The 20,672-nt window shown below is 73.3% G+C and carries 19 protein-coding genes; 1 reads left to right on the top strand and 18 read right to left on the bottom strand.

The window, feature by feature from the left end; all coding sequences use genetic code 11:
* Positions 1-220 precede the first annotated feature (220 nt).
* From ACTWO6_RS12710 to pyrR, 14 genes are all read right to left on the bottom strand, one after another.
* The gene (locus tag ACTWO6_RS12710; RefSeq protein WP_446219829.1) at positions 221-2,209 is read right to left on the bottom strand and encodes a primosomal protein N'; all 1,989 of its coding nucleotides are present in this window, start codon (positions 2,207-2,209) and stop codon (positions 221-223) included.
* 59 nt (positions 2,210-2,268) lie between these two features.
* Positions 2,269-3,459, bottom strand: a complete 1,191-nt coding sequence (gene metK / locus ACTWO6_RS12705) for a methionine adenosyltransferase (protein WP_130334338.1) — start codon at positions 3,457-3,459, stop codon at positions 2,269-2,271.
* A 99-nt stretch (positions 3,460-3,558) separates the two neighbouring features.
* The gene (gene coaBC / locus ACTWO6_RS12700; protein WP_446219828.1) at positions 3,559-4,767 is read right to left on the bottom strand and encodes a bifunctional phosphopantothenoylcysteine decarboxylase/phosphopantothenate--cysteine ligase CoaBC; all 1,209 of its coding nucleotides are present in this window, start codon (positions 4,765-4,767) and stop codon (positions 3,559-3,561) included.
* 14 nt (positions 4,768-4,781) lie between these two features.
* Positions 4,782-5,045 (bottom strand): DNA-directed RNA polymerase subunit omega, encoded by a 264-nt coding sequence (rpoZ, locus tag ACTWO6_RS12695; RefSeq protein WP_130334334.1) that lies wholly within the window; start codon positions 5,043-5,045, stop codon positions 4,782-4,784.
* A gap of 44 nt (positions 5,046-5,089) precedes the next feature.
* Positions 5,090-5,623, bottom strand: a complete 534-nt coding sequence (locus tag ACTWO6_RS12690; RefSeq protein ID WP_446219827.1) for a guanylate kinase — start codon at positions 5,621-5,623, stop codon at positions 5,090-5,092.
* A gap of 25 nt (positions 5,624-5,648) precedes the next feature.
* Positions 5,649-5,966, bottom strand: coding sequence for an integration host factor, actinobacterial type (mihF, locus tag ACTWO6_RS12685; protein WP_130334330.1), 318 nt, complete (start codon positions 5,964-5,966; stop codon positions 5,649-5,651).
* A gap of 171 nt (positions 5,967-6,137) precedes the next feature.
* Positions 6,138-6,983, bottom strand: a complete 846-nt coding sequence (gene pyrF, locus ACTWO6_RS12680) for an orotidine-5'-phosphate decarboxylase (protein ID WP_446219826.1) — start codon at positions 6,981-6,983, stop codon at positions 6,138-6,140.
* 115 nt (positions 6,984-7,098) lie between these two features.
* Positions 7,099-8,373, bottom strand: coding sequence for an adenosylmethionine--8-amino-7-oxononanoate transaminase (locus tag ACTWO6_RS12675; RefSeq protein ID WP_446219825.1), 1,275 nt, complete (start codon positions 8,371-8,373; stop codon positions 7,099-7,101).
* Between the two features lie 216 nt (positions 8,374-8,589).
* On the bottom strand, positions 8,590-9,630 hold the full coding sequence (locus ACTWO6_RS12670; RefSeq protein ID WP_446219824.1) for a quinone-dependent dihydroorotate dehydrogenase: 1,041 nt from the start codon (positions 9,628-9,630) through the stop codon (positions 8,590-8,592).
* A gap of 97 nt (positions 9,631-9,727) precedes the next feature.
* Positions 9,728-13,105, bottom strand: coding sequence for a carbamoyl-phosphate synthase large subunit (gene carB / locus ACTWO6_RS12665; protein WP_446219823.1), 3,378 nt, complete (start codon positions 13,103-13,105; stop codon positions 9,728-9,730).
* A complete protein-coding gene (carA, locus tag ACTWO6_RS12660) occupies positions 13,098-14,306 on the bottom strand; it encodes a glutamine-hydrolyzing carbamoyl-phosphate synthase small subunit (RefSeq protein ID WP_446219822.1) in 1,209 nt (402 codons plus the stop codon). Before carA ends, carB begins: the two co-directional genes overlap by 8 nt.
* A complete protein-coding gene (locus ACTWO6_RS12655) occupies positions 14,303-15,580 on the bottom strand; it encodes a dihydroorotase (RefSeq protein WP_446219821.1) in 1,278 nt (425 codons plus the stop codon). Before ACTWO6_RS12655 ends, carA begins: the two co-directional genes overlap by 4 nt.
* Positions 15,577-16,503: an aspartate carbamoyltransferase catalytic subunit gene (locus tag ACTWO6_RS12650; protein WP_446219820.1), complete on the bottom strand. Its 927-nt coding sequence runs from the start codon at positions 16,501-16,503 to the stop codon at positions 15,577-15,579. The genes ACTWO6_RS12655 and ACTWO6_RS12650 overlap by 4 nt, the downstream gene beginning before the upstream one ends.
* Positions 16,500-17,084 carry a bifunctional pyr operon transcriptional regulator/uracil phosphoribosyltransferase PyrR gene (gene pyrR, locus ACTWO6_RS12645; RefSeq protein ID WP_446219819.1) on the bottom strand — a complete coding sequence of 195 codons (585 nt, stop codon included), beginning with the start codon at positions 17,082-17,084 and terminating at the stop codon, positions 16,500-16,502. The genes ACTWO6_RS12650 and pyrR overlap by 4 nt, the downstream gene beginning before the upstream one ends.
* 285 nt (positions 17,085-17,369) lie before the next feature.
* Here pyrR and bldD point away from each other — a divergent pair, with 285 nt between their 5' ends.
* Positions 17,370-17,858, top strand: coding sequence for a transcriptional regulator BldD (gene bldD, locus ACTWO6_RS12640; protein WP_013285505.1), 489 nt, complete (start codon positions 17,370-17,372; stop codon positions 17,856-17,858).
* 88 nt (positions 17,859-17,946) lie between these two features.
* Here the strand turns inward: bldD and nusB are convergent, their stop codons facing one another.
* The 4 genes from nusB to aroB all read right to left on the bottom strand — a co-directional run bounded on the left by nusB (position 17,947) and on the right by aroB (position 20,596).
* Positions 17,947-18,357 carry a transcription antitermination factor NusB gene (gene nusB / locus ACTWO6_RS12635; protein ID WP_446220641.1) on the bottom strand — a complete coding sequence of 137 codons (411 nt, stop codon included), beginning with the start codon at positions 18,355-18,357 and terminating at the stop codon, positions 17,947-17,949.
* A 23-nt stretch (positions 18,358-18,380) separates the two neighbouring features.
* A complete protein-coding gene (efp, locus tag ACTWO6_RS12630; RefSeq protein WP_446219818.1) occupies positions 18,381-18,938 on the bottom strand; it encodes an elongation factor P in 558 nt (185 codons plus the stop codon).
* Between the two features lie 144 nt (positions 18,939-19,082).
* A complete protein-coding gene (gene aroQ, locus ACTWO6_RS12625) occupies positions 19,083-19,523 on the bottom strand; it encodes a type II 3-dehydroquinate dehydratase (RefSeq protein WP_446219817.1) in 441 nt (146 codons plus the stop codon).
* Positions 19,520-20,596, bottom strand: a complete 1,077-nt coding sequence (gene aroB / locus ACTWO6_RS12620) for a 3-dehydroquinate synthase (protein ID WP_446219816.1) — start codon at positions 20,594-20,596, stop codon at positions 19,520-19,522. The genes aroQ and aroB overlap by 4 nt, the downstream gene beginning before the upstream one ends.
* Between the last annotated feature and the right edge of the window lie 76 nt (positions 20,597-20,672).

Raw genomic sequence — 20,672 nt, 5'->3', positions numbered from 1 at the left:
ATCGACGCGTTCCCGCCTTCGTCGCGCCATCCGTGCGCCCGGGCATGACGGGCGATGCTATCACGCAGGCGCCAGCGCTTTACCGTACGCGATGTGCGACCGGCGTTCCGCCATACCCGCCGCCACGTCGCCCGCGAGGGCCCCCGCAGATCCTCCCGCCGTCCCGACGCGTGGCTGTCACACGGCGAGGCGGCCCCTCCGACGGGTGGCGCGGGCGGGGTCAGAAGAGGCTCAGCGGGTCTACCTGGAGGCGCACCGGGTCGGCGGCCTTCCGGGCGCTGCGCTGCCCGGCGGCCGCGTGCAGCGCGTCCGCCAGGGCTGCCGCCCGGGCCCGGGGCACCCGCACCAGCATCCGCTCGCGGCCCTCGTCGGCGGGGACCGGGCCGAGCACCTCGGCGCCGTCGGGCAGCCGCGCCCCGGCGAGCAGGTCGGCCACCGCCTCGGCCGGGCCGGTGACGCTGGCCATCTTCACCGCCGGCGGGAAGCCCAGCTCCCGCCGCTCGGCCAGCTCCCGGGCGGCGAACCAGGCCGCGTCCCAGCGCAGCAGCGCCTGCACCGGCGCGAGGGCGCCGTCGGCGACCACCACCACCCGGCCGCCGGCCGCGGCCGGCCGGGCCAGGGCCGCGGCGGCCAGCCAGCGACGCAGCGCCTCCTCGCCGGCCCGCAGGTCGGCCCGGGTGAGCAGCGCCCACGAGTCGAGCAGCAGCACCGCCCCGTAGCCGCCCTCGGCGACCGGCTCGGCGCCCGGGGTGGCGATCACCAGACCGGCCCCGGCGGGCACGGTGGTGAGCACCTCCTCCCGGCCCGAGGTGCGGACGGGCACCCCGGGGAAGGCCCGACCCAGCTCCTCGGCGGTGCGCCGGGCGCCGGTGACGGAGGCGCGCAGCCGCCGCCCGCCGCACTCCGGGCAGGCGTACGCGGCGGCGACCCGGCCGCACCAGCGACAGGCGGGCGTCCCGGCGGCGGAGGGCAGCGCGAGCGGGCCGGCGCAGTGCGGGCAGCGGGCCGGGGTCCGGCAGTCGGCGCAGGCGACCGAGGGCAGGTAGCCGCGGCGGGGCACCTGCACCAGCACCGGGGCGTCGGCGCGCAGGGTGTCCCGGGCGGTGGTCCAGGCGAGGCTGGGCAGCCGGGCCGTCGCCGCGCCGGGGTCGCGGGCCAGCTGCGGGTCGTCCCCGGTCGGCGCGATCGCCGGGGTACGCGCCCGGACGGTCGCCCGGTCGGCGACCACCTCCCGGGCCCAGCCGGTCTCCACCAGCAGCTGCGCCTCGGCGGTCCGGGCGTACCCGCCGACCAGGGCCGCCGCCCCGCCGAGCTGGGCCCGGGTGAGCAGCACCTCCCGCGCGTGCGGGTACGGCGCCCGGGGCTCGGCGTGCAGGTCGTCGCCGTCGTCCCAGATCGCCACCAGGCCGAGCCGGTCCACCGGGGCGAACATCGCCGCGCGGGTGCCGATCACCACGGGCGCCTCGGCCCGCCGGGCGGCGAGGAAGGCGCGGTAGCGCCGGGCCGGTCCGAGCGCGGCGGAGAGACAGACGTGCCGGTCGGGCCCGAGCGTGCCGGTGAGCGCGGCGTCGAGGCGGTCCAGGTCCCGGGCGTCGGCCACCACCACCAGCGCGCCCCGGCCGCCGTCCACGGTGGCGGCGACGGCGTCGGCGTACCGGGCGGCCCAGTCCTCCCCCGGCAGCGCCGACCAGACCGCGCGGGGCGCCCGCCCGCCGGTGAGCGCGCGGAGGAACGCCGGCCCGGCCGGGTAGTCCCGCCACCCGCGCGGGTCGACCGGTACCGCCTCGACGGCCGGGCCGGCCGGGGCGGGGTCGGTGGTGCCGCCGGCCGGGGCCGTATCGGCGACCGGGCCGGCCGGGGTGGTGTCGGCCGGGGGCGGCGCGGCCCCGACGAGCTCCTTCTCGGCGCGGGCGTGCCGGGGCGGCACGGCGAGGCGGAGGACGTCGGCGAGGCTGCCGGCGTACCGGTCGGCCACCGCCCGGGCCAGCCGGGCGATCTCCGGCGCGAGCACCGGCACCGGCGACACGACCTTCTCCAGGTACGCCAGCCGGGGATGGTCGGACTGCTCGACCCGCTCCAGCAGCCAGCCGTTGACCAGCTGGCCGGCGAAGCGCACCTTGACCCGGACGCCAGGGGTCGCCTCGGCGTCCAGCTCGGCGGGGACCAGGTAGTCGAAGGGGCGGTCCAGGTGGGCCAAGGGCATGTCCACGCAGACACGAGCGACCGGCGACCCCTCAGCGGGTCGCCGGTCGCTGCGCCTGGTGCCGGTCAGGCTCCCGCGGCCGACTTGAGGTCGGCGGCCCGGTCGGTGCTCTCCCAGGTCAGGTCCGGCAGCTCACGGCCGAAGTGGCCGTACGCGGCGGTCTGCTGGTAGATCGGGCGGAGCAGGTTGAGGTCCCGGATGATCGCGGCCGGGCGCAGGTCGAAGACCTCGACGACGGCCTTCTCGATCGAGGCGACCGGCACGGTCTCCGTGCCGAAGGTCTCGATGAAGAGGCTGACCGGATGGGCCTTGCCGATCGCGTACGCGACCTGCGCCTCGCAGCGCTCGGCCAGGCCGGCGGCGACCACGTTCTTGGCCACCCAGCGCATCGCGTACGCGGCCGAGCGATCGACCTTGGACGGGTCCTTGCCGGAGAAGGCGCCGCCACCGTGCCGGGCGTACCCGCCGTAGGTGTCGACGATGATCTTGCGGCCGGTGAGGCCCGCGTCACCCATCGGGCCGCCGATCTCGAACCGCCCGGTCGGGTTCACCAGCAGCCGGTAGCCCTCGGTGTCCAGCTCGAGGCTCTCCAGCTCGGGGGCGATGACGTGCTCGCGCACGTCGGGGGTGAGCAACGACTCCAGCGAGATGTCGGCGGCGTGCTGGCTGGAGACCACCACCGTGTCCAGCCGGACGGGGCGCAGCCCGTCGTACTCGATGGTCACCTGGGTCTTGCCGTCCGGCCGCAGGTACGGGATGGTGCCGTCCTTGCGGACCGCGGAGAGCCGCCGGGCCAGCCGGTGCGCGAGCGCGATCGGCAGCGGCATCAGCTCGGGCGTCTCCGAGCAGGCGAAGCCGAACATCATGCCCTGGTCACCGGCGCCCTGCGCGTCCAGCGCGCTCTCCGACGAGCCGGTACGCAGCTCGAAGGCGTTGTCGACGCCCTGGGCGATGTCCGGCGACTGGGCGCCGATGGAGACGCTGACGCCGCAGGAGGCACCGTCGAAGCCCTTCTTCGACGAGTCGTAGCCGATCCCCAGGATGGTGTCCCGGACGATCGTCGGGATGTCGGCGTACGCCTTGGTGGTCACCTCACCCGCGACGTGCACCTGGCCGGTGGTGATCAGGGTCTCGACCGCGACCCGGCTGTGCGGGTCCTTGGCGAGCAGCGCGTCCAGGATGCCGTCGCTGATCTGGTCGGCGATCTTGTCCGGATGGCCTTCCGTGACCGATTCGGACGTGAAGAGACGTGTCACGGCACTCCTAAGCACTTGAAAACTCTTATACGGTCGCTCCGCGGCAGTTTAGTCACCGTGCCTCGAGGGTGACTCAGGGAATGCGGTGGTGACCAGTGTTCAGGACCGGTCTGCCAGCCGGGCCACGACGAGATCCCAGACGTCGTCGGCGAGGTCCTCCTTGGACCGCTCGGCCAGCCGGGCGACCGAGCCGTCCGCGCCGATGACAGTCGCCGCGTTGGTCTCGGCACCGAAGACCTTGTCCGGGCCGACCTCGTTGATGACGATGAGGTCCGCCCGCTTGCGGGCCAGCTTGGCCCGGCCGTTGGCCTCGGCGTCGCCGGTCTCGGCGGCGAACACCACCAGCACCTGTTCGGGTCGACGGCTACGGCCCAGCTCGGCGGCGATGTCCGGGTTCGTGACCAGGTCGATCGTCGGCGCGCTGCCGTCGTCCGCCTTCTTGATTTTGCCAGGCGCGTACGTCGCCGGACGGAAATCGGCGGGAGCGGCTGCCATCACCACGGCGTCCGCGCCGGCCGCGGCCTCCAGGGTCGCCTTGCGCAGCTCCTCGGTGGTGCCCACCCGGACCAGGTCGACGCCGGCCGGATCGGCCAACGAGACGTTCGCCGACACCAGGGTGACCCGGGCGCCCCGGGCCACCGCCGCGCGGGCGAAGGCGTACCCCTGCTTGCCGGACGAGCGGTTGCCGAGGAACCGGACCGGGTCGAGCGGCTCGCGGGTGCCGCCGGCGGTGACCACCACGTGCCGGCCGGCCAGGTCGGCCGGGGCGGTGCCGCCCCGGGCGAGGGCGCGGCGGGCGACGGCGAAGATCTCCGCCGGGTCGGGCAGCCGGCCCTTGCCGGTGTCGGCGCCGGTGAGCCGGCCGACGGCGGGCTCGATCACCCGGACGCCCCGGGCCCGCAGGGTCGCGACGTTCGCGACGGTGGCGGGGTGCTCCCACATCTCGGTGTGCATCGCCGGGGCGAGCAGGACCGGGCAGCGGGCGGTCAGCAGGGTGTTGGTCAGCAGGTCGTCGGCGAGCCCGTGGGCGGCCTTGGCGAGCAGGTCGGCCGTGGTCGGCGCGACCACCACCAGGTCGGCGTGCTGGCCGAGGCGGACGTGCGGCACCTCGTGCACTTCGGACCAGACGTCGTCGGCGACCGGCCGCCCGGAGAGCGCGGCCCAGGTCGGCGCCCCGACGAAGCGGAGCGCCGACGCGGTCGGCACGACCCGGACGCGATGACCCGACTCGGTGAAGAGCCGGAGCAGCTCACACGCCTTGTAGGCGGCGATGCCACCGCCGACCCCGAGGACGATCTCGGCGGACATCGACGCGGGCGGGCTTACGGCTGGTCGGTCGGCTCGGCGGTGAGCAGGCCCGCGTTGATCTCGCGCATGGCGATCGAGAGCGGCTTCTCCTGCGGGGTGGTCTCCACGAGCGGACCGACGTACTCCAGCAGGCCCTCACCGAGCTGGCTGTAGTAGGCGTTGATCTGACGCGCGCGCTTGGCGGCGAAGATCACCAGCGCGTACTTCGAGGTCGTCTTCTCGAGGAGCTCGTCGATCGGCGGGTTGGTGATGCCTTCGGGGTTGGCGATGGATCCCACGAATTAACCTCTGCGTCTCTGCACCGCGCGAAAGCGGTGGTCTCTCAACCGCTCGGGCGCGGTTGGGCCGGAGCCAGGAAGGAAGAACCGAGCAAGCCTACCAGCTCGTCGGCCGCGCGCTCGGCACGGTCGTGCGTCACGGCGTGCGAGAAGACCGCCGCCAGGGCCGGGTCCGGCCGGTACCCGGGCGGGGCGAGGAGCACCAGCTGCGCGTCCGGAGCGACGGCCCGGACGGCGAGCGCGCCGGGCAGGTCCAGCGGGAGCAGCACCGGCCGACCGGCGGCCAGCCGGGAACGGATCCCCGCGCGCGGGATACCGCGCCGGTACGGCCCGATCCGGCTCCACTCCAGCAGCTCGTCCCCGGCGATCATCCGCTCGAACTCGGCCGCGGCGAGGAAGAGCCGGTCCACGCCGTCCACCTCGCCCGCGCCGGGCGGCCGGGTGGTGGCTGCCACGGGAACCCAGGCGGACGGGAAACGCGCCCGGACCAGCTCGACGACACTCTCCGTGCCGGCCCCGGAAGGTCCGGCCAGGACAGTGAGCCGAGCCGCCGGGCGCGCCTCGTCATCCCTGCTCACCGCTTGTTTCTACACGTTGCGGCGTTCAGTTGGCGGCGAACTCTCCAAGCAGAGCCTTGCGCTGCTGCTCGCCCAGGCCACGCAGTCGGCGGCTGTCGGCGATCTTGAGCTTCTCCATGATCTGGGTGGCCCGGATCTTGCCGATGCCCGGCATTGCCTGCAGGACGGCCGACACCTTCAGCTTGCCGACGACGTCGTTGGACTCGGCCTGCTCGAGGACCGTGGCGAGGTTGGTCTTGCCCTGCTTCAGGTCCTCCTTCAGCTTTGCACGGGCCTTGCGGATCTCCGCGGCCTTCTCCAGCGCGGCAGCGCGCTGCTCGGGGGTCAGTGACGGGAGCGGCACCAGTTCTCCTCAGGTCCCTATCGCGGCGGGCGGGGCGCACCGCCGCATCTGTGAAACGTGGTGTCGCTGGCAACCAAAGGGGTCCGTGGTTCCCAGCGCGGGGAAAACTAGCGGTCATCGGAGATTTCGGCAACGTGGGCGCGCGAAGATCAACGCAAAGTGACCGAGCCGTCACTCCGTCAGGACCTGGCCCAGCGCGGCCCGACACTCGCCGAGGACCCGGTCCGCCGCGGCCCGCAGGGCGGCGATGTCCGGTCCCACATGCAGGACCTCACGGGAGTACGAGGGCAGCACCGAGGGCAGGCTGGAGCCGAAGACGGTCCGCAGGTCGGCCGCCGTGCCACCCTGGGCGCCAAGCCCCGGCGCGAGCAGCGGACCGTTCACCGCCGACAGGTCGTGACCGGTGTCGCCGATCGTCGCGCCGACCACCAGACCGAAGCTGCCGAGCGGCTCGACACCCCTGTTGAGCTGGGAAATCTCGTCGATCACGGTCTGCGCGACGGTCCGCCCGTCGGCCGTGACGGCGCGCTGCACCGAGGCGCCCTCCGGGTTCGAGGTGAGCGCCAGGACGAAGACGCCGCCCCCGTGCGCGGCGGCCAGCTCGAACATCGGCGCGAGGGATCCGACCCCGAGATAGGGGCTGGCCGTGATCGCATCGACATACAGCGGACTGGATGGATCGAGGTAGGCCGAGGCATACGCGCTGACCGTCGAACCGATGTCGCCACGCTTGACGTCGAGGAGAACGAGCGAGCCCGCATCCCGTAACTGTCGGATAGTTGACTCAAGAATCCCGACACCCCGGGCACCGAACCGCTCGAAAAAGGCCGACTGGGGCTTGACGACCGCAATCCGATCACCGAGCGCCTCGACCACGGTCCGGGCGAACCGGTCGAGCCCGGCGACGTCGTCGGACAGCCCCCAGCGCGCCAGCAGGCCCGGATGCGGGTCGATCCCTACGCAGAGCGGTCCCCGTTCGGCCACGGCCCGGTGCAGGCGGACGCCGAAGCTCTCCATCGCGACTCTCCCTCTCCTTCGCGCGGCGCCGCGCCGCGGTGGTCGTACGGCGGTGAACGCCGCCGCTCGTCGTGTGCCGCCCGGGCGGACCGTCGGGCCGCTCCCCCGGTACGCCTCAGCCGGCCTTGACCGCCGCCTCGACGCCGCTGACGATCCGCGCCACGTCAGCGTCGTCGGTGACGTACGGCGGCATGGTGTAGACCAGGTCGCGGAACGGGCGCAGCCAGACGCCCTGCGCCACCGCGGCCGCGGTGGCCCGGGCCAGGTCCACCTCGCGGTCGAGCTGGACCACGCCGATCGCGCCCAGGACCCGCACGTCCGCCACCCCGGGCGCGTCGCGCAGCGGCTCCAGCCCGGCCCGCAGCCCGTCCTGGATCCTCGTCACCCGCCCGGCCCAGTCCCCGGCCCGCAGCAGGTCCAGCGAGGCGTTGGCGACCGCGCAGGCGAGCGGATTGCCCATGAACGTGGGACCGTGCGCCAGCACCCCGCCCGCCGAGATGCCGCGGGCGATCTCGGGCGTGCAGAGCGCAGCGGCCAGGGTCAGGTAGCCGCCGGTGAGCGCCTTGCCGACGCAGAGCACGTCCGGGGTGACGCCGGCGTGTTCGGCGGCGAACATCGCGCCGGTACGGCCGAAGCCGGTGGCGATCTCGTCGAAGACGAGCAGGACGCCGTGCGCCCGGGTCACCTCGCGCAGCACCCTCAGGTAGTGCGGGTGGTGGAAGCGCATCCCGCCGGCGCCCTGGACCACCGGCTCCACGATCACCGCCGCCAGCTCGTCGGCGTGCCGCTCCACCGCGTCGATCAGGGCCTGCTCGTACGCCGGGTCCGGCGGGGTGTCGAAGCCGCCCGGCGGCACCGGCGCGAAGACCTGCCGGGGCAGCACGTCCCCCCAGAGGTGGTGCATCCCGCCCTCCGGGTCGCACACGCTCATCGGGTGGAAGGTGTCCCCGTGGTACCCGCCCCGCCAGGTGCCCAGCCGGCGGCGCTCCGGCCGGCCGGTGGCCCGCTGGTACTGCAGGCACATCTTCACCGCCACCTCGACGCTGACCGAGCCGGAGTCGGCGAGGAAGACGTGTTCCAGGCCGTCGGGGGCCAGCTCGACCAGGGTGCTCGCCAGCCGGACCGCGGGCTCGTGGGTGAGCCCGCCGAACATCACGTGGCTCATCCGGCCGAGCTGGTCGGTGACCGCCGCGTCGAGCACGGGGTGGCGGTAGCCGTGGATCGCCGCCCACCACGACGACATCCCGTCGACCAGCTCCCGGCCGTCCGCCAGCCGCAGCCGTACGCCCTCCGCGCTCGCCACCACGTGGGGCGGGCTGGCCGGCGGCAGCGCCGCGTACGGGTGCCAGACGTGCCGGCGGTCGGCGGCCAGGATCTCCTCAGGCGTCACGGGCCCTCCTTCGTGTCCTCGCGCGGACTGATGCGCACCCCGATGGCCGGCACGCGCGGACCGGGCCGCACGCCGGTGGGGCCGGACGGTGCTCCCACGGTCCCTTTGCTCTGCTGCAGCGACGGCAACACCGGGTGTCCGGACACCGGACGGCGGCCGTTGCGCCGGGGGCAGCAGAGCAAAGGGCGTGCCGCGGGGATGTCGTCCGGCCCTGGTTCACCGGTGGCCGGCCGGTACCGCCGCCGTCCCGGCCGCCGCGCGGGCGGCCGCGCGGACCAGAGCGGGGCCACGGTAGATGAAACCGGTGTAGAGCTGGACGAGGCTCGCTCCGACGTCGAACATCCGGGCCGCGTCGGCCGGGTCCAGGATGCCGCCGACCCCGATCACCGGCAGCCGGCCGCCGGTCTCCCGGTGCACGAAGGCGACCACCTCGCGGGCGCGTCCGGCCAGCGGACGGCCGGAGAGGCCGCCGGTCTCCGCGCCGCGCTCCCGGTCGGCCGGGGCGAGCCCGTCGCGGGCCAGCGTGGTGTTGGTGGCGATCACCCCGGCCGCGCCCCGGTCCAGGCAGACCTCCAGCAGCTCGGCGATGGCCGGCTCGGTGAGGTCCGGGGCGATCTTCACCAGCACCGGCTTCTCCCCCACCAGCGCCGCGAGCAGCGCGTCCAGGTGGGACTTGTCCTGAAGGGACCGCAGCCCCGGGGTGTTCGGTGAGGAGACGTTGACGGCGAAGTAGTCGCCGTGCCCCTTCAGCGCCCGGTAGGAGGTCAGGTAGTCCTCGACGGCCTCGTCCAGCGGGGTCACCTTGGACTTGCCGAGGGAGATGCCCAGCGGTACGCCGATCGGGCGCGGCAGCGCCGCCAGCCGGTCGGCCAGGGCCGCGGCGCCGGCGTTGTTGAACCCCATCCGGTTCACCACGGCCTCGCTGTCCCGCAACCGGAACAGCCGGGGCCGGGGGTTGCCCGGCTGGGCGTGCGCGGTGACCGTGCCGACCTCGACGAAGCCGAAGCCGAGCGCCGGCCAGGCCGGCAGCGCCACCCCGTTCTTGTCCATTCCCGCGGCCAACCCGACCGGGTTCGGGAACTCCACCCCGAACACCGTCCGGGGCGCCCGCCGGAGGTAGCGGGCCCGCAGCGCCGCCAGTGCCGCCGGCCGCCGGGACACCGCGGCCAGCCGCCGCAACGTCCACTCGTGCGCCGCCTCGGCGTCCCCACCCCCCACCCGGAACAGCCCCGGCCGCACGACCTTCTCAAAGATCACGCCGGGCCTCCCCGGTAGGGGTCGATCATGAAGTTGGTGCCCCGCGCCCCGACGTGTCGAGGCCACAACTTCATGATCGACGCGGCGATGCGGGGGGTCACTGGGCGGCCCGCAGGGCGGCGTGGAGCTCCTGGAGGGGGCGGACGCGCATGTCGCCGCGGATGCGGGCCTCGATGCCCATGACCGCCGCCGCCGCGCCCGGGACGGTGGTGATGCAGGGGATGTCCGCCGTCACCGCGGCGCTGCGGATCTCGTAGCCGTCGGAGCGGGCGCTGGCGCCGGAGCCCTGCGGCGTGTTGACCACCAGGGCCACGTCGCCACCGAGGATCATCGAGACCGCGTCCTCGCCCTCACCGGCCTCGTAGTGCTTGCGGATCTGCTCACAGGCGATGCCGTGCCGGCGCAGCACCTCGGCGGTGCCGGTGGTGGCGACGATCTCGAAGCCCAGGTCGGCCAGGCGCTTGATCGGGAAGATCATGCCGCGCTTGTCCCGGTTGGCCACCGAGACGAAGATCCTCCCGGCGGTCGGCAGCGAGCCGTACGCGGCGGACTGCGACTTGGCGAAGGCGTGCCCGAAGTTGGTGTCGATGCCCATCACCTCGCCGGTGGACTTCATCTCCGGGCCCAGCAGCGAGTCGATCCCCTTGCCGGACGGGGTGCGGAACCGCTTGAACGGCAGCACCGCCTCCTTCACCGCGATCGGGGCGTCGGCCGGCATCGCGCCGCCGTCCCCGGTCGGCGGGAGCAGGCCCTCGGCGCGCAGCTCGGCGATGGTGGCGCCGAGCGCGATCCGGGCCGCCGCCTTCGCCAACGGCACGGCGGTCGCCTTGGAGACGAACGGGACCGTCCGGGACGCCCGCGGGTTCGCCTCCAGCACGTAGAGCATGTCGTCCTTGAGGGCGTACTGCACGTTGAGCAGGCCGCGGACGCCCACGCCCTTGGCGATCGCCTCGGTGTAGCGGCGCACCTGGGCCAGGTGCGAACTGGCCAGCGTGATCGGCGGCAGCGCGCAGGACGAGTCGCCGGAGTGGATGCCGGCCTCCTCGATGTGCTCCATCACGCCCCCGAGGTAGACCTCGCCGTCGGCGTCGCAGAGCGCGTCCACGTCGATCTCGATGGCGTCGTCGAGGAAGCGGTCCACCAGCACCGGGTGGTCCGGCGAGATGTCGGTGGCCCGGCCGATGTAGTCGCGAAGCGTGGCGTCGTCGTAGACGATCTCCATGCCCCGCCCGCCGAGCACGTACGACGGGCGCACCAGCACCGGGTACCCGATCTCGTCGGCGATCGCCTTCGCCTCGTCGTACGAGGTGGCCATGCCGTGCGCGGGGGCGCGCAGCCCGGCCCGGGCGAGCACCGAGCCGAACGCGCCCCGCTCCTCGGCCAGGTGGATCGACTCCGGGGAGGTGCCGACCACCGGCACCCCGGCGTCCTTGAGCCGCTGCGCCAGCCCCAGCGGGGTCTGCCCGCCGAGCTGCACGATCACCCCGACCACGCCCGGCCCGCCGGCCGCCCGGCCGGAGGAGTCCTCGGCGTGCCAGACCTCCAGGACGTCCTCGAAGGTCAGCGGCTCGAAGTAGAGCCGGTCGGCGGTGTCGTAGTCGGTGGAGACCGTCTCCGGGTTGCAGTTGACCATCACGGTCTCGTAGCCGACCGCCCGCAGCGCCATCACGGCGTGCACGCAGGAGTAGTCGAACTCGATGCCCTGGCCGATCCGGTTCGGTCCGGAGCCCAGGATGAGCACCTTGGGCCGGTCCGAGGGCGCGACCTCGGTCTCCTGGTCGTAGGTGGAGTAGTGGTACGGGGTGGTCGCCTCGAACTCGGCGGCGCAGGTGTCAACCGTCTTGTAGACCGGGCGGACGCCGAGCCGGTGCCGCAGCGTGCGGACGCCGTCCTCGGCGGCCAGCTCCGGGCGGAGCGCGGCGAGCTGCCGGTCGGAGAGCCCGGCCCGCTTGGCCCGGCGCAGCAGGCCGGCGTCGAGCACCGGGGCGTCCACGATCTCCGTGCGCAGCTCGACCAGCGCGGCGATCTGGTCCAGGAACCACGGGTCCATCCCGCCGGAGGCGGCGGCGACCTCGGCGATGGAGGCGCCGAGCCGCAGCGCCCGCTCGACGGTGTAGAGCCGGCCGTCGTGCGGCATCTTCAGCGCGGCGAGGGTGTTCTCCTTCGTCGCGCCGGCCGGGTCGGCGCCCGTCGCGGCAGCGACGACCGGATCCGGCACAGTCCAGAATCCGGCTGCTTTCGTCTCCATCGAACGCATCGCCTTGTTCAGCGCCTCGGTGAAGTTGCGGCCCAGGCTCATCGCCTCGCCGACCGACTTCATCGTGGTGGTCAGCTCCGGGTCCGCGCCGGGGAACTTCTCGAACGCGAACCGCGGGATCTTCACCACCACGTAGTCCAGGGTGGGCTCGAAGGCCGCCGGGGTCTTCAGGGTGATGTCGTTGGGGATCTCGTCGAGGGTGTAGCCGATGGCCAGCTTCGCGGCGATCTTGGCGATCGGGAAGCCGGTGGCCTTCGAGGCCAGCGCCGAGGAGCGGGACACCCGGGGGTTCATCTCGATCACGACGATCCGGCCGTCGGCCGGGTTGACCGCGAACTGGATGTTGCAGCCGCCGGTGTCCACCCCGACCTCGCGCAGCACCGCGATGCCGAGGTCGCGCAGGCGCTGGTACTCCCGGTCGGTCAGCGTCATGGCCGGGGCCACGGTGACGCTGTCGCCGGTGTGCACGCCCATCGGGTCGACGTTCTCGATCGAGCAGACGACGACCACGTTGTCATGGCGGTCGCGCATCAGCTCGAGCTCGTACTCCTTCCAGCCGAGCACGCTCTCCTCGATGAGCACCTCGTGCACCGGGCTGGCGGCCAGGCCGGCGCCGGCGATCCGAGCCAGGTCCTCGGGCGTGTGCGCCATGCCGGAGCCCAGGCCGCCCATGGTGAACGACGGCCGGATCACCACCGGCAGGCCCAGCTCGGTGACGGTCGCCTCGACCTCGGCCATCGAGTGGCAGACCCGCGACCGGGGCACCAGGCTGGTCGGGTCGTCCAGACCGAGCCGTACGCCGGCCTTGGCGACGACTTCCTTGAACAGCTGCCGGTCCTCGCCGCGGTTGATCGCCTCGATGTTGGCGCCGATCAGCTCCACGCCGTACTTCTCCAGCACGCCCGCCTCGTGCAGGGCGACCGCCGTGTTCAGCGCGGTCTGCCCGCCCAGCGTGGGCAGCAGCGCGTCGGGGCGCTCCTTCGCGATGACCAGCTCGACGAACTCCGGGGTGATCGGCTCGACGTACGTGGCGTCGGCGAACTCCGGGTCGGTCATGATCGTCGCCGGGTTGGAGTTGACCAGGCTGACCCGGATCCCCTCGCTGCGCAGCACCCGGCAGGCCTGGGTGCCGGAGTAGTCGAACTCGCAGGCCTGCCCGATCACGATCGGCCCGGAGCCGATCACCAGGATGTGCTTGAGATCGGTCCGCTTAGGCATTCTTGCCGCCTTCACTCTGCTGTCGGTCGAGGCCACGGCCCTCGCTGCGCTTCCGGTCGAGGGCGCCAGCGCCCTCGATCAGTTCGGCGAAACGGTCGAAGAGGTAGTCCGCGTCGTGCGGGCCGGCCGCCGCCTCGGGGTGGTACTGGACGGTGAAGGCGGGCACGTCCCTCGCCCGCAGCCCCTCGACCACGTTGTCATTGAGGCAGACGTGGCTCACCTGGACACCCCCGAACTCGGTCTCGATCACCTGGTCGGGGACGACCGCGCCGTGCCCCGCGCCCGGGACCTCGACGGCGAAGCCGTGGTTGTGGCTGGTCACCTCGACCTTGCCGGTGGCCCGGTCGAGCACCGGCTGGTTGATGCCGCGGTGGCCGTAGCCGAGCTTGTAGGTGCCGAAGCCGAGCGCCCGGCCGAGGATCTGGCTGCCGAAGCAGATGCCGAAGAGCGGGACCCGCCGGCGCAGCACCTCCCGGGCGAGCGCGACCGGGCCGTGGGCGGTGGCCGGGTCGCCCGGGCCGGGCGAGAGGAAGACCGCGTCCGCGCCGGTGGCGAGCAGGTCGTCGATGCTCGAACCGGCGGGCAGCACGTGGGTGGTGACCCCGCGCGCGGCGAGCCGGCGCGGCACGTTGCGCTTGATGCCCAGGTCCAGCGCGGCGACCGTGAACCGGTGCTCGCCCTGCGCCTCGACGACGTACGGCTTCTCGGTGGTCACCTCGGCGGAGAGGTCCGCGCCGACCATCCGCGGCGACTGGCGGACCCGGGCCAGCAGGGCGCGCGGGTCGTCGTCGATGCTGGAGATGCCGACCCGCATGGCGCCCCGCTCGCGCAGGTGTCGGGTCAGCGCCCGGGTGTCGACGCCGCTGATGCCGACCACGCCCTCGGCGGCGAGCCGGTCCTCCAGCCCGCCGGTGGCCCGCCAGTTGGAGCCGATCCGGGCCGGGTCGCGGACCACGTACCCGGCGACCCAGATCCGGCCGGACTCGTCGTCCTCGTCGTTCACGCCGGTGTTGCCGATGTGCGGGGCGGTCTGCACCACCACCTGTCGGTGGTAGGACGGGTCGGTCAGGGTCTCCTGATAGCCGGTCATGCCGGTGTTGAAGACCGCCTCGCCGAAGGTCTCCCCGACGCTGCCGTACGCCTCGCCGTGGAAAGTCCGGCCGTCCTCGAGAACGAGGATCGCGGAACGTCTGCGGGTCACTTGACTGCCTTTCCGTCCAGGACCGTCGGCTCGCCGCGCAGGAAGGTCGCCACGATGCGACCCGGCAGCGTCATGCGGGCGTACGGGGTGTTGCGACTGCGACTGGCCAGCTCCGCCGGCTCGATGGTGCGGCGGGCGGCCGGGTCGACCAGGGTCAGGTTGGCCGGCACGCCGGGGGCCGGGTCGACGCCGTGCCCGTCCAGGCCGGCGATCCGGGCCGGGGTGCGGGACATCCGCTCGGCGATCAGGTCCCACTGCGGGCCGAGCACGTCGAGGGCGATGGAGAGCGCCGTCTCCAGGCCGAGCATGCCCGGCCGGGCGTACGCCCACTCGCACTCCTTGTCCTCCACGGCGTGCGGCGCGTGGTCGGTGGCGATGATGTCGATCACGCCCTCGGCCAGCGCGGCGCGGAGCGCGGCGACGTCGGTGGCGGTCCGCAGCGGCGGGTTCACCTTGTAGACCGGGTCGTACGTCTCGGCCTTGGAGTCGGTGAGCAGCAGGTGGTGCGGGGTCACCTCGGCGGTGACCTTCACCCCGCGCGCCTTCGCGTGCCGCAGCACCTCGACGCTCCCGGCGGTGGAGACGTGGCAGATGTGCAGCCGGCTGCCGACGTGCTCGGCCAGCAGCACGTCCCGGGCGATGATCGCCTCCTCGGCGACCGCCGGCCAGCCGGTCAGCCCGAGCCGGGTGGAGACCTCGCCCTCGTGCATCTGCGCGCCCTCGGTGAGCCGCGGCTCCTCGGCGTGCTGCGCGATCACCCCGTCGAACGCCTTGACGTACTCCAGCGCCCGGCGCATCAGCTTCGGGTCGGCGACGCAGTGCCCGTCGTCGGAGAAGATCCGCACCCGGGCCGCCGAGTCGGCCATCGCGCCCAGCTCGGCGAGCTGCCCGCCGGCCAGCCCGACGGTGACCGCGCCGATGGGCTGCACGTCGACCAGCCCGGCCTCCCGGCCGAGCCGCCAGACCTGCTCGACCACGCCGGCGGTGTCGGCGACCGGGGAGGTGTTGGCCATCGCGCAGACCGCGGTGTAGCCGCCCAGCGCCGCCGCCCGGGAGCCGGACTCGACGGTCTCGGCGTCCTCCCGGCCGGGCTCGCGCAGGTGGGTGTGCAGGTCGACCAGGCCGGGCAGGGCGATCAGCCCGGTGCCGTCGATCACCGTGGCGTCCGGCGCGGTCAGCCCCACGCCGGCCTCCGCCACGACGCCGTCGTGGATCAGCAGGTCGGTCGGCGCGGCGCCGACGACGCTCACGCTCTTGATCAGGTACGCGGTCACCGGTTGTTCCCTCCGAGCAGCAGGTAGAGGACGGCCATCCGCACGGAGACCCCGTTGGCGACCTGTTCGACGATGGTGGAGCGGGGCGAGTCGGCGACCTCGGGGGTGATCTCCATGCCCCGGTTCATCGGGCCCGGGTGCATGACGATCGCGTGCTCGGGCAGCCGGCGCATCCGCGGGCCGTCCAGGCCGTAGCGGCGCGCGTACTCGCGGGCGGAGGGGAAGTAGGAGTCGTTCATCCGCTCGCGCTGCACTCGCAGCATCATCACCACGTCCACGCCGGGCAGCACGGCGTCGAGGTCGTAGGAGACGTCGGTGCCCGGCGCGAGCGCCCCGGAGATGTCGACGGGGATCAGCGTGGGCGGGCCGACCAGGGTGACCTTGGCGCCGAGGGTGGAGAGCAGCAGCACGTTCGAGCGGGCCACCCGGGAGTGCAGCACGTCGCCGACGATCGCGACGTGCAGGCCGGCGAGCCGACCCAGCCGGGAGCGCATCGTGTACGCGTCGAGCAGCGCCTGGGTGGGGTGCTCGTGGGTGCCGTCGCCGGCGTTGACCACCGACCCGTCCACCCAGTTGGCCAGCCGGTGCGGGGCCCCGGAGGCGGGGTGCCGGACGACCACCGCGTCGGCGCCCATCGCCTGGAGGGTGAGCGCGGTGTCCTTCAGGCTCTCGCCCTTGGTCACGCTGGAGCCCTTGGCGGAAAAGTTGATCACATCGGCGCTGAGCCGCTTGGCGGCCGCCTCGAACGAGATCCGGGTCCGGGTGGAGTCCTCGTAGAAGAGGTTCACCACGGTCCGGCCGCGCAGCGCGGGGAGCTTCTTGACCTCGCGGCCGGCGACGGTGGCCATCTCGGCGGCGGTGTCCAGGATCAGGGTGGCGGTGGCCGCGTCGAGGTCGCCGCCGGAGAGCAGATGCCGGATCATGCGGGATTCCCCCCGTACAGCTTGACCTCGTCAGCGCCGTCGGTCTCGGCGAGGGTGACCTTCACGCTCTCGGCGAGCGCGGTCGGGATGTTCTTGCCGACGTAGTCGGCGCGGATCGGCAGCTCGCGGTGGCCCCGGTCGACCAGGACGGCGAGCTGCACGGAGGCGGGGCGGCCGACGTCGCTGAGCGCGTCCAGGGCGGCCCGCACGGTGCGGCCGGAGAAGAGCACGTCGTCGACGAGGATGACCCGCTTGCCGTCGATCCCGCCGGGCGGCAGCTCGGTCGGGCCGACCGCGCGGGTGGCGTGCCGGCGCAGGTCGTCGCGGTAGAGGGTGATGTCGAGCACGCCGACCGGGACGGCCACGTCCTCGAAGGTGCTGATCCGCGCGGCGAGCCGGCGGGCGAGCGGCAGGCCCCGGGTGGGGATGCCGAGCAGCACGGTGTCGGCGGCGCCCTGGGTCTTCTCGAGGATCTGGTGGGCGATGCGGTCGACCACGCGCGACACGTCGGCGGCGGCGAGGATCACCTTCACCGAGGGTTGTCGCGGCGGCGACGACTGGGCAGCCGGTGGGTAGGCCACGGCGGACCTCCTTCCCCGCCTCACGGGACGGGTCGTTAAAGGATGTCTGGGTTGCCGGTCCGGCCGGGAACGGCCTGGACCGGGGCTTCACGCCACGTTACCAGCGGTCACCGGGCCGACCGCCGCCGGTGCTGACCCCAGAATCAGGGTGGCGAAATGGGGATAACTCCCCCCGTGCCCCCCAACGGTGTTGTCACGACCACTTGACCAGGTGTCGCAATCCCCGTACCGTCACGCTCCGTAGCGATAGCTGGGAGAACCCCGAGCAGCACTGGGAGTGTCCGAATGCCCTCTGAATACGCCAAGTCGCTGGGCGCCCGCCTGCGCTCCATCCGCCAGCAGCAGGGCCTGTCCCTGCAGGGTGTGGAGGAGAAGTCGAACGGGCGGTGGAAGGCCGTGGTGGTCGGCTCGTACGAGCGCGGCGACCGGGCCGTCACCGTGTCCCGCCTGGCGGAGCTGGCCGACTTCTACCGCGTTCCCGTCTCGGAGCTGCTGCCCGACGGCAGCGGGGTGCGCCACGAGCCGACCAGCAAAATCGTCCTGGACCTGGAGCGGCTCTACGACGAGGCCTCCGAGGACCTCGCCTACGTCGCCCGGTACGCCCGTGCCATCCAGCAGCAGCGCGGTGACTACAACGGCCGGGTGCTCTCCATCCGCGCCGACGACCTGCGCGCGCTGGCGATCGTCTACGACGCCTCGCCGTCGGGCCTGATCGAGCGGCTCACCGAGCACGGTGTGCTGGTCGCCGACCCGCGGGCGTTCTTCGCGTCCTGACCCGTAGCAGCAACCGAAAGGGCCCGTGCCGTCCGGCACGGGCCCTTTCGTCGTACGGGTGCGGTCGCCGTGGCGCGTCGGCCGCGACTCAGCGGGTGGCGTACTCGGCGATCCGGCCGAGCACCCCGTTGAGGAAGCGCGGCGAGTCGTCGGTCGACATCTGCCGGGCCAGCTCCACGGCCTCGCTGATCGCCACCGCGTCGTCGATGTCGTCGACGTAGAGCAGCTCGTAGACCGCGATCCGGGCGAGGTTACGGTCGACCACCGGCATCCGGTCCAGCGTCCAGCCCTCGGCGTAGCTGGCGATCAGCTCGTCGATCCGGTCGAGGTGCGCGGCGACGCCCTCGACCAGGCTGACCGCGTAGCCCAGGTGCTCCGGGCGGGGCTTCTCGATCCGCTCGATGTAGCCGGCGAGCACCTCGACCGGGGGCCGGTCGCGCAGATCCGCCTCGAAGAGCACGTCCAGCGCCCGCTTGCGCGCCTTGCGGCGCGCCGGCATCTGCTGCTTGGGACCCTCAGCCATCAGGCGCGGCCGAGGTAACGGCCGTCGCGGGTGTCGACCTTGATCTTCTCGCCGGTGGTGATGAAGAGCGGCACCGGCACGGTCGCGCCGGTCTCGACGGTGGCCGGCTTGTTGCCGCCGGTCGACCGGTCGCCCTGCAGACCCGGCTCGGTGTAGGTGACCTCGAGCACGACGGAGGTCGGCAGCTCGATGTAGAGCGGGACGCCCTCGTGGGTGGCGACGGTCGCCTCGGCCTCCGGCAGGAGGTAGTTGGCCGCCTCGCCGACGGTGCCGCCGGGGACGGTGATCTGGTCGAACGTCTCCAGATCCATGAAGACGTAGTCCTCGCCGTCGGCGTACAGGTACTGCATGGTGCGCTTGTCGACGGTCGCGGTCTCGACCTTGGTGCCCGCGTTGAAGGTCTTGTCGACGACCTTGCCGGACAGCACGTTCTTCAGCGTGGTGCGCACAAAGGCGCCACCCTTACCGGGCTTGACGTGCTGGAACTCGACGACGGCCCAGAGCTCCCCGTCGAGGTTGAGTACGAGGCCGTTTTTGAGCTCGTTGGTGGTGGCCATTTCCTGCCTTGATCATCAATTGGCGGACAGACCTGCAAAGTCTACTAGCTGTGTCGAACCGACAGCGCCGCCGCTGTCCCGCCCGGCCTGAGGGTCACCCCGGGTGCCGGCGCCGGGACGCGACGGAACGTGACCGCGGCCGGCTCAGTCGGTCGCCGCCAGCCGGGTGGCGATGTGCTGCAGGGCGAGGCGGTAGCCGTCCACGCCCAGCCCGCAAATCACCCCGGTGGCCACCGCGGAGACCACCGAGTGGTGCCGGAACTCCTCCCGGGCGTGGATGTTGGAGATGTGCACCTCCACCAGCGGCCCGCGCAGCATCGCGCAGGCGTCCCGCACCGCGATCGAGTAGTGCGACCAGGCGGCGGGATTGAGCACCACCGGGGCGCCCTCGTCGGCCGCCGCGTGCAGCCAGCCGAGCAGCTCGTGCTCGGCGTCGGTCTGCCGGACCACCACGTCCAGGCCCAGCTCCCGGCCGACGTCCACGCACCTGGTGACCAGGTCGGCGTAGCTGGTCACCCCGTAGACGTCGACCTGCCGGGTGCCGAGCCGGCCCAGGTTGGGGCCGTTGAGCACGTACACCCTCACGAGGAGATCTCCCGGTAGGCGGCGTGCAGCAGGTCGTCGTCGGGGCCCTCCAGGATCGCCGGCTGGGCCAGGCCGTCGAGCACCACGAAACGCAGCGTGCTGCCCCGGGCCTTCTTGTCGACCCGCATCGCGGCGAGCAGCCGCGGCCACGCGTCGGCGGGATAGCTGGTCGGCAGGCCGAGCGCGGCCACCACCGCCCGGTGCCGCTCGGCGGTCGCCGCGTCCAGTCGACCGGCGAGCCGGGCCAGCGTGGCAGCGTAGACGAGGCCCACGGAGACCGCGTGCCCGTGCCGCCACCGGTAGCCCTCCACCTTCTCGATCGCGTGGGCCAGGGTGTGCCCGTAGTTCAGCACCTCCCGTACCCCGGACTCGCGCAGGTCGCCGGAGACCACGTCGGCCTTCACCCGGATCGCCCGCTCGATCAACTCGCGGGTCACCGGCCCGGTCGGGTCGAGCGCGGCCGCGGGATCCCGCTCGACCAGGTCGAGGATCACCGGGTCGGCGATGAAGCCGCACTTGACCACCTCGGCCATCCCGGCGGCCAGGTCGGCCGGGGGCAGGCTGTCCAGGGTGGTGAGGTCGCAGATCACCCCGGCCGGCGGGTGGAAGGCGCCGACCAAGTTCTTGCCGGCGGCGGTGTTGACCCCGGTCTTGCCGCCCACCGCCGCGTCGACCATGCCCAGGAGCGAGGTCGCGATCGGCACCCAGCGCACCCCGCGCAGCCAGCAGGCCGCCACGAAGCCGGCCAGGTCGGTGACCGCGCCGCCGCCGATCCCCACCACGGCGTCGGTACGGGTGAACCCGGCCTCGCCGAGCCGGTCCCAGCAGTCGGCGGCCACGTCGATCTGCTTGCCCGCCTCGGCGTCGGGCACCTCGATCAGCAGCGGTTCGACCCCGACCGCGCGGACCCGCTCACCGAACGTCTCCGCCAACTCCTTGAGCGGGGGAGCGTGCAGCACCGCCACCCGGTTCGCGCCGGGCAGCAGTCGGGGCGGCGGGTCGAGCAGGTCGCGTCCCACCAGCACGTCGTACGGCCGCTCGCCGCCGACCGGGATCCGGGTCACCTCGTCCATCGCCGGCAGCCTAGTCGAGCCGGCGGTCCCCGGGCGGCGACTGTCCAGTCCGTGACCGGAACGGCACGCCGACGTC

This window comes from Micromonospora sp. IBHARD004 (assembly GCF_052814115.1).
The sequence above is the reverse complement of the archived record's forward strand: the minus strand, read 5'-3'. Positions and strand labels throughout refer to the sequence as shown.

Coding starts and splice junctions, on each gene's coding strand:
- bldD (WP_013285505.1), top strand. CDS start 17,370: ATGCCCTCTGAATACGCCAAGTCGCTGGGCGCCCGCCTGCGCTCCATC.
- efp (WP_446219818.1), bottom strand. CDS start 18,938: ATGGCCACCACCAACGAGCTCAAAAACGGCCTCGTACTCAACCTCGAC.
- aroB (WP_446219816.1), bottom strand. CDS start 20,596: ATGGACGAGGTGACCCGGATCCCGGTCGGCGGCGAGCGGCCGTACGAC.
- coaBC (WP_446219828.1), bottom strand. CDS start 4,767: ATGTCCGCCGAGATCGTCCTCGGGGTCGGCGGTGGCATCGCCGCCTAC.
- pyrF (WP_446219826.1), bottom strand. CDS start 6,983: ATGGAGAGCTTCGGCGTCCGCCTGCACCGGGCCGTGGCCGAACGGGGA.
- ACTWO6_RS12650 (WP_446219820.1), bottom strand. CDS start 16,503: ATGATCCGGCATCTGCTCTCCGGCGGCGACCTCGACGCGGCCACCGCC.
- carB (WP_446219823.1), bottom strand. CDS start 13,105: ATGCCTAAGCGGACCGATCTCAAGCACATCCTGGTGATCGGCTCCGGG.
- nusB (WP_446220641.1), bottom strand. CDS start 18,357: ATGCCGGCGCGCCGCAAGGCGCGCAAGCGGGCGCTGGACGTGCTCTTC.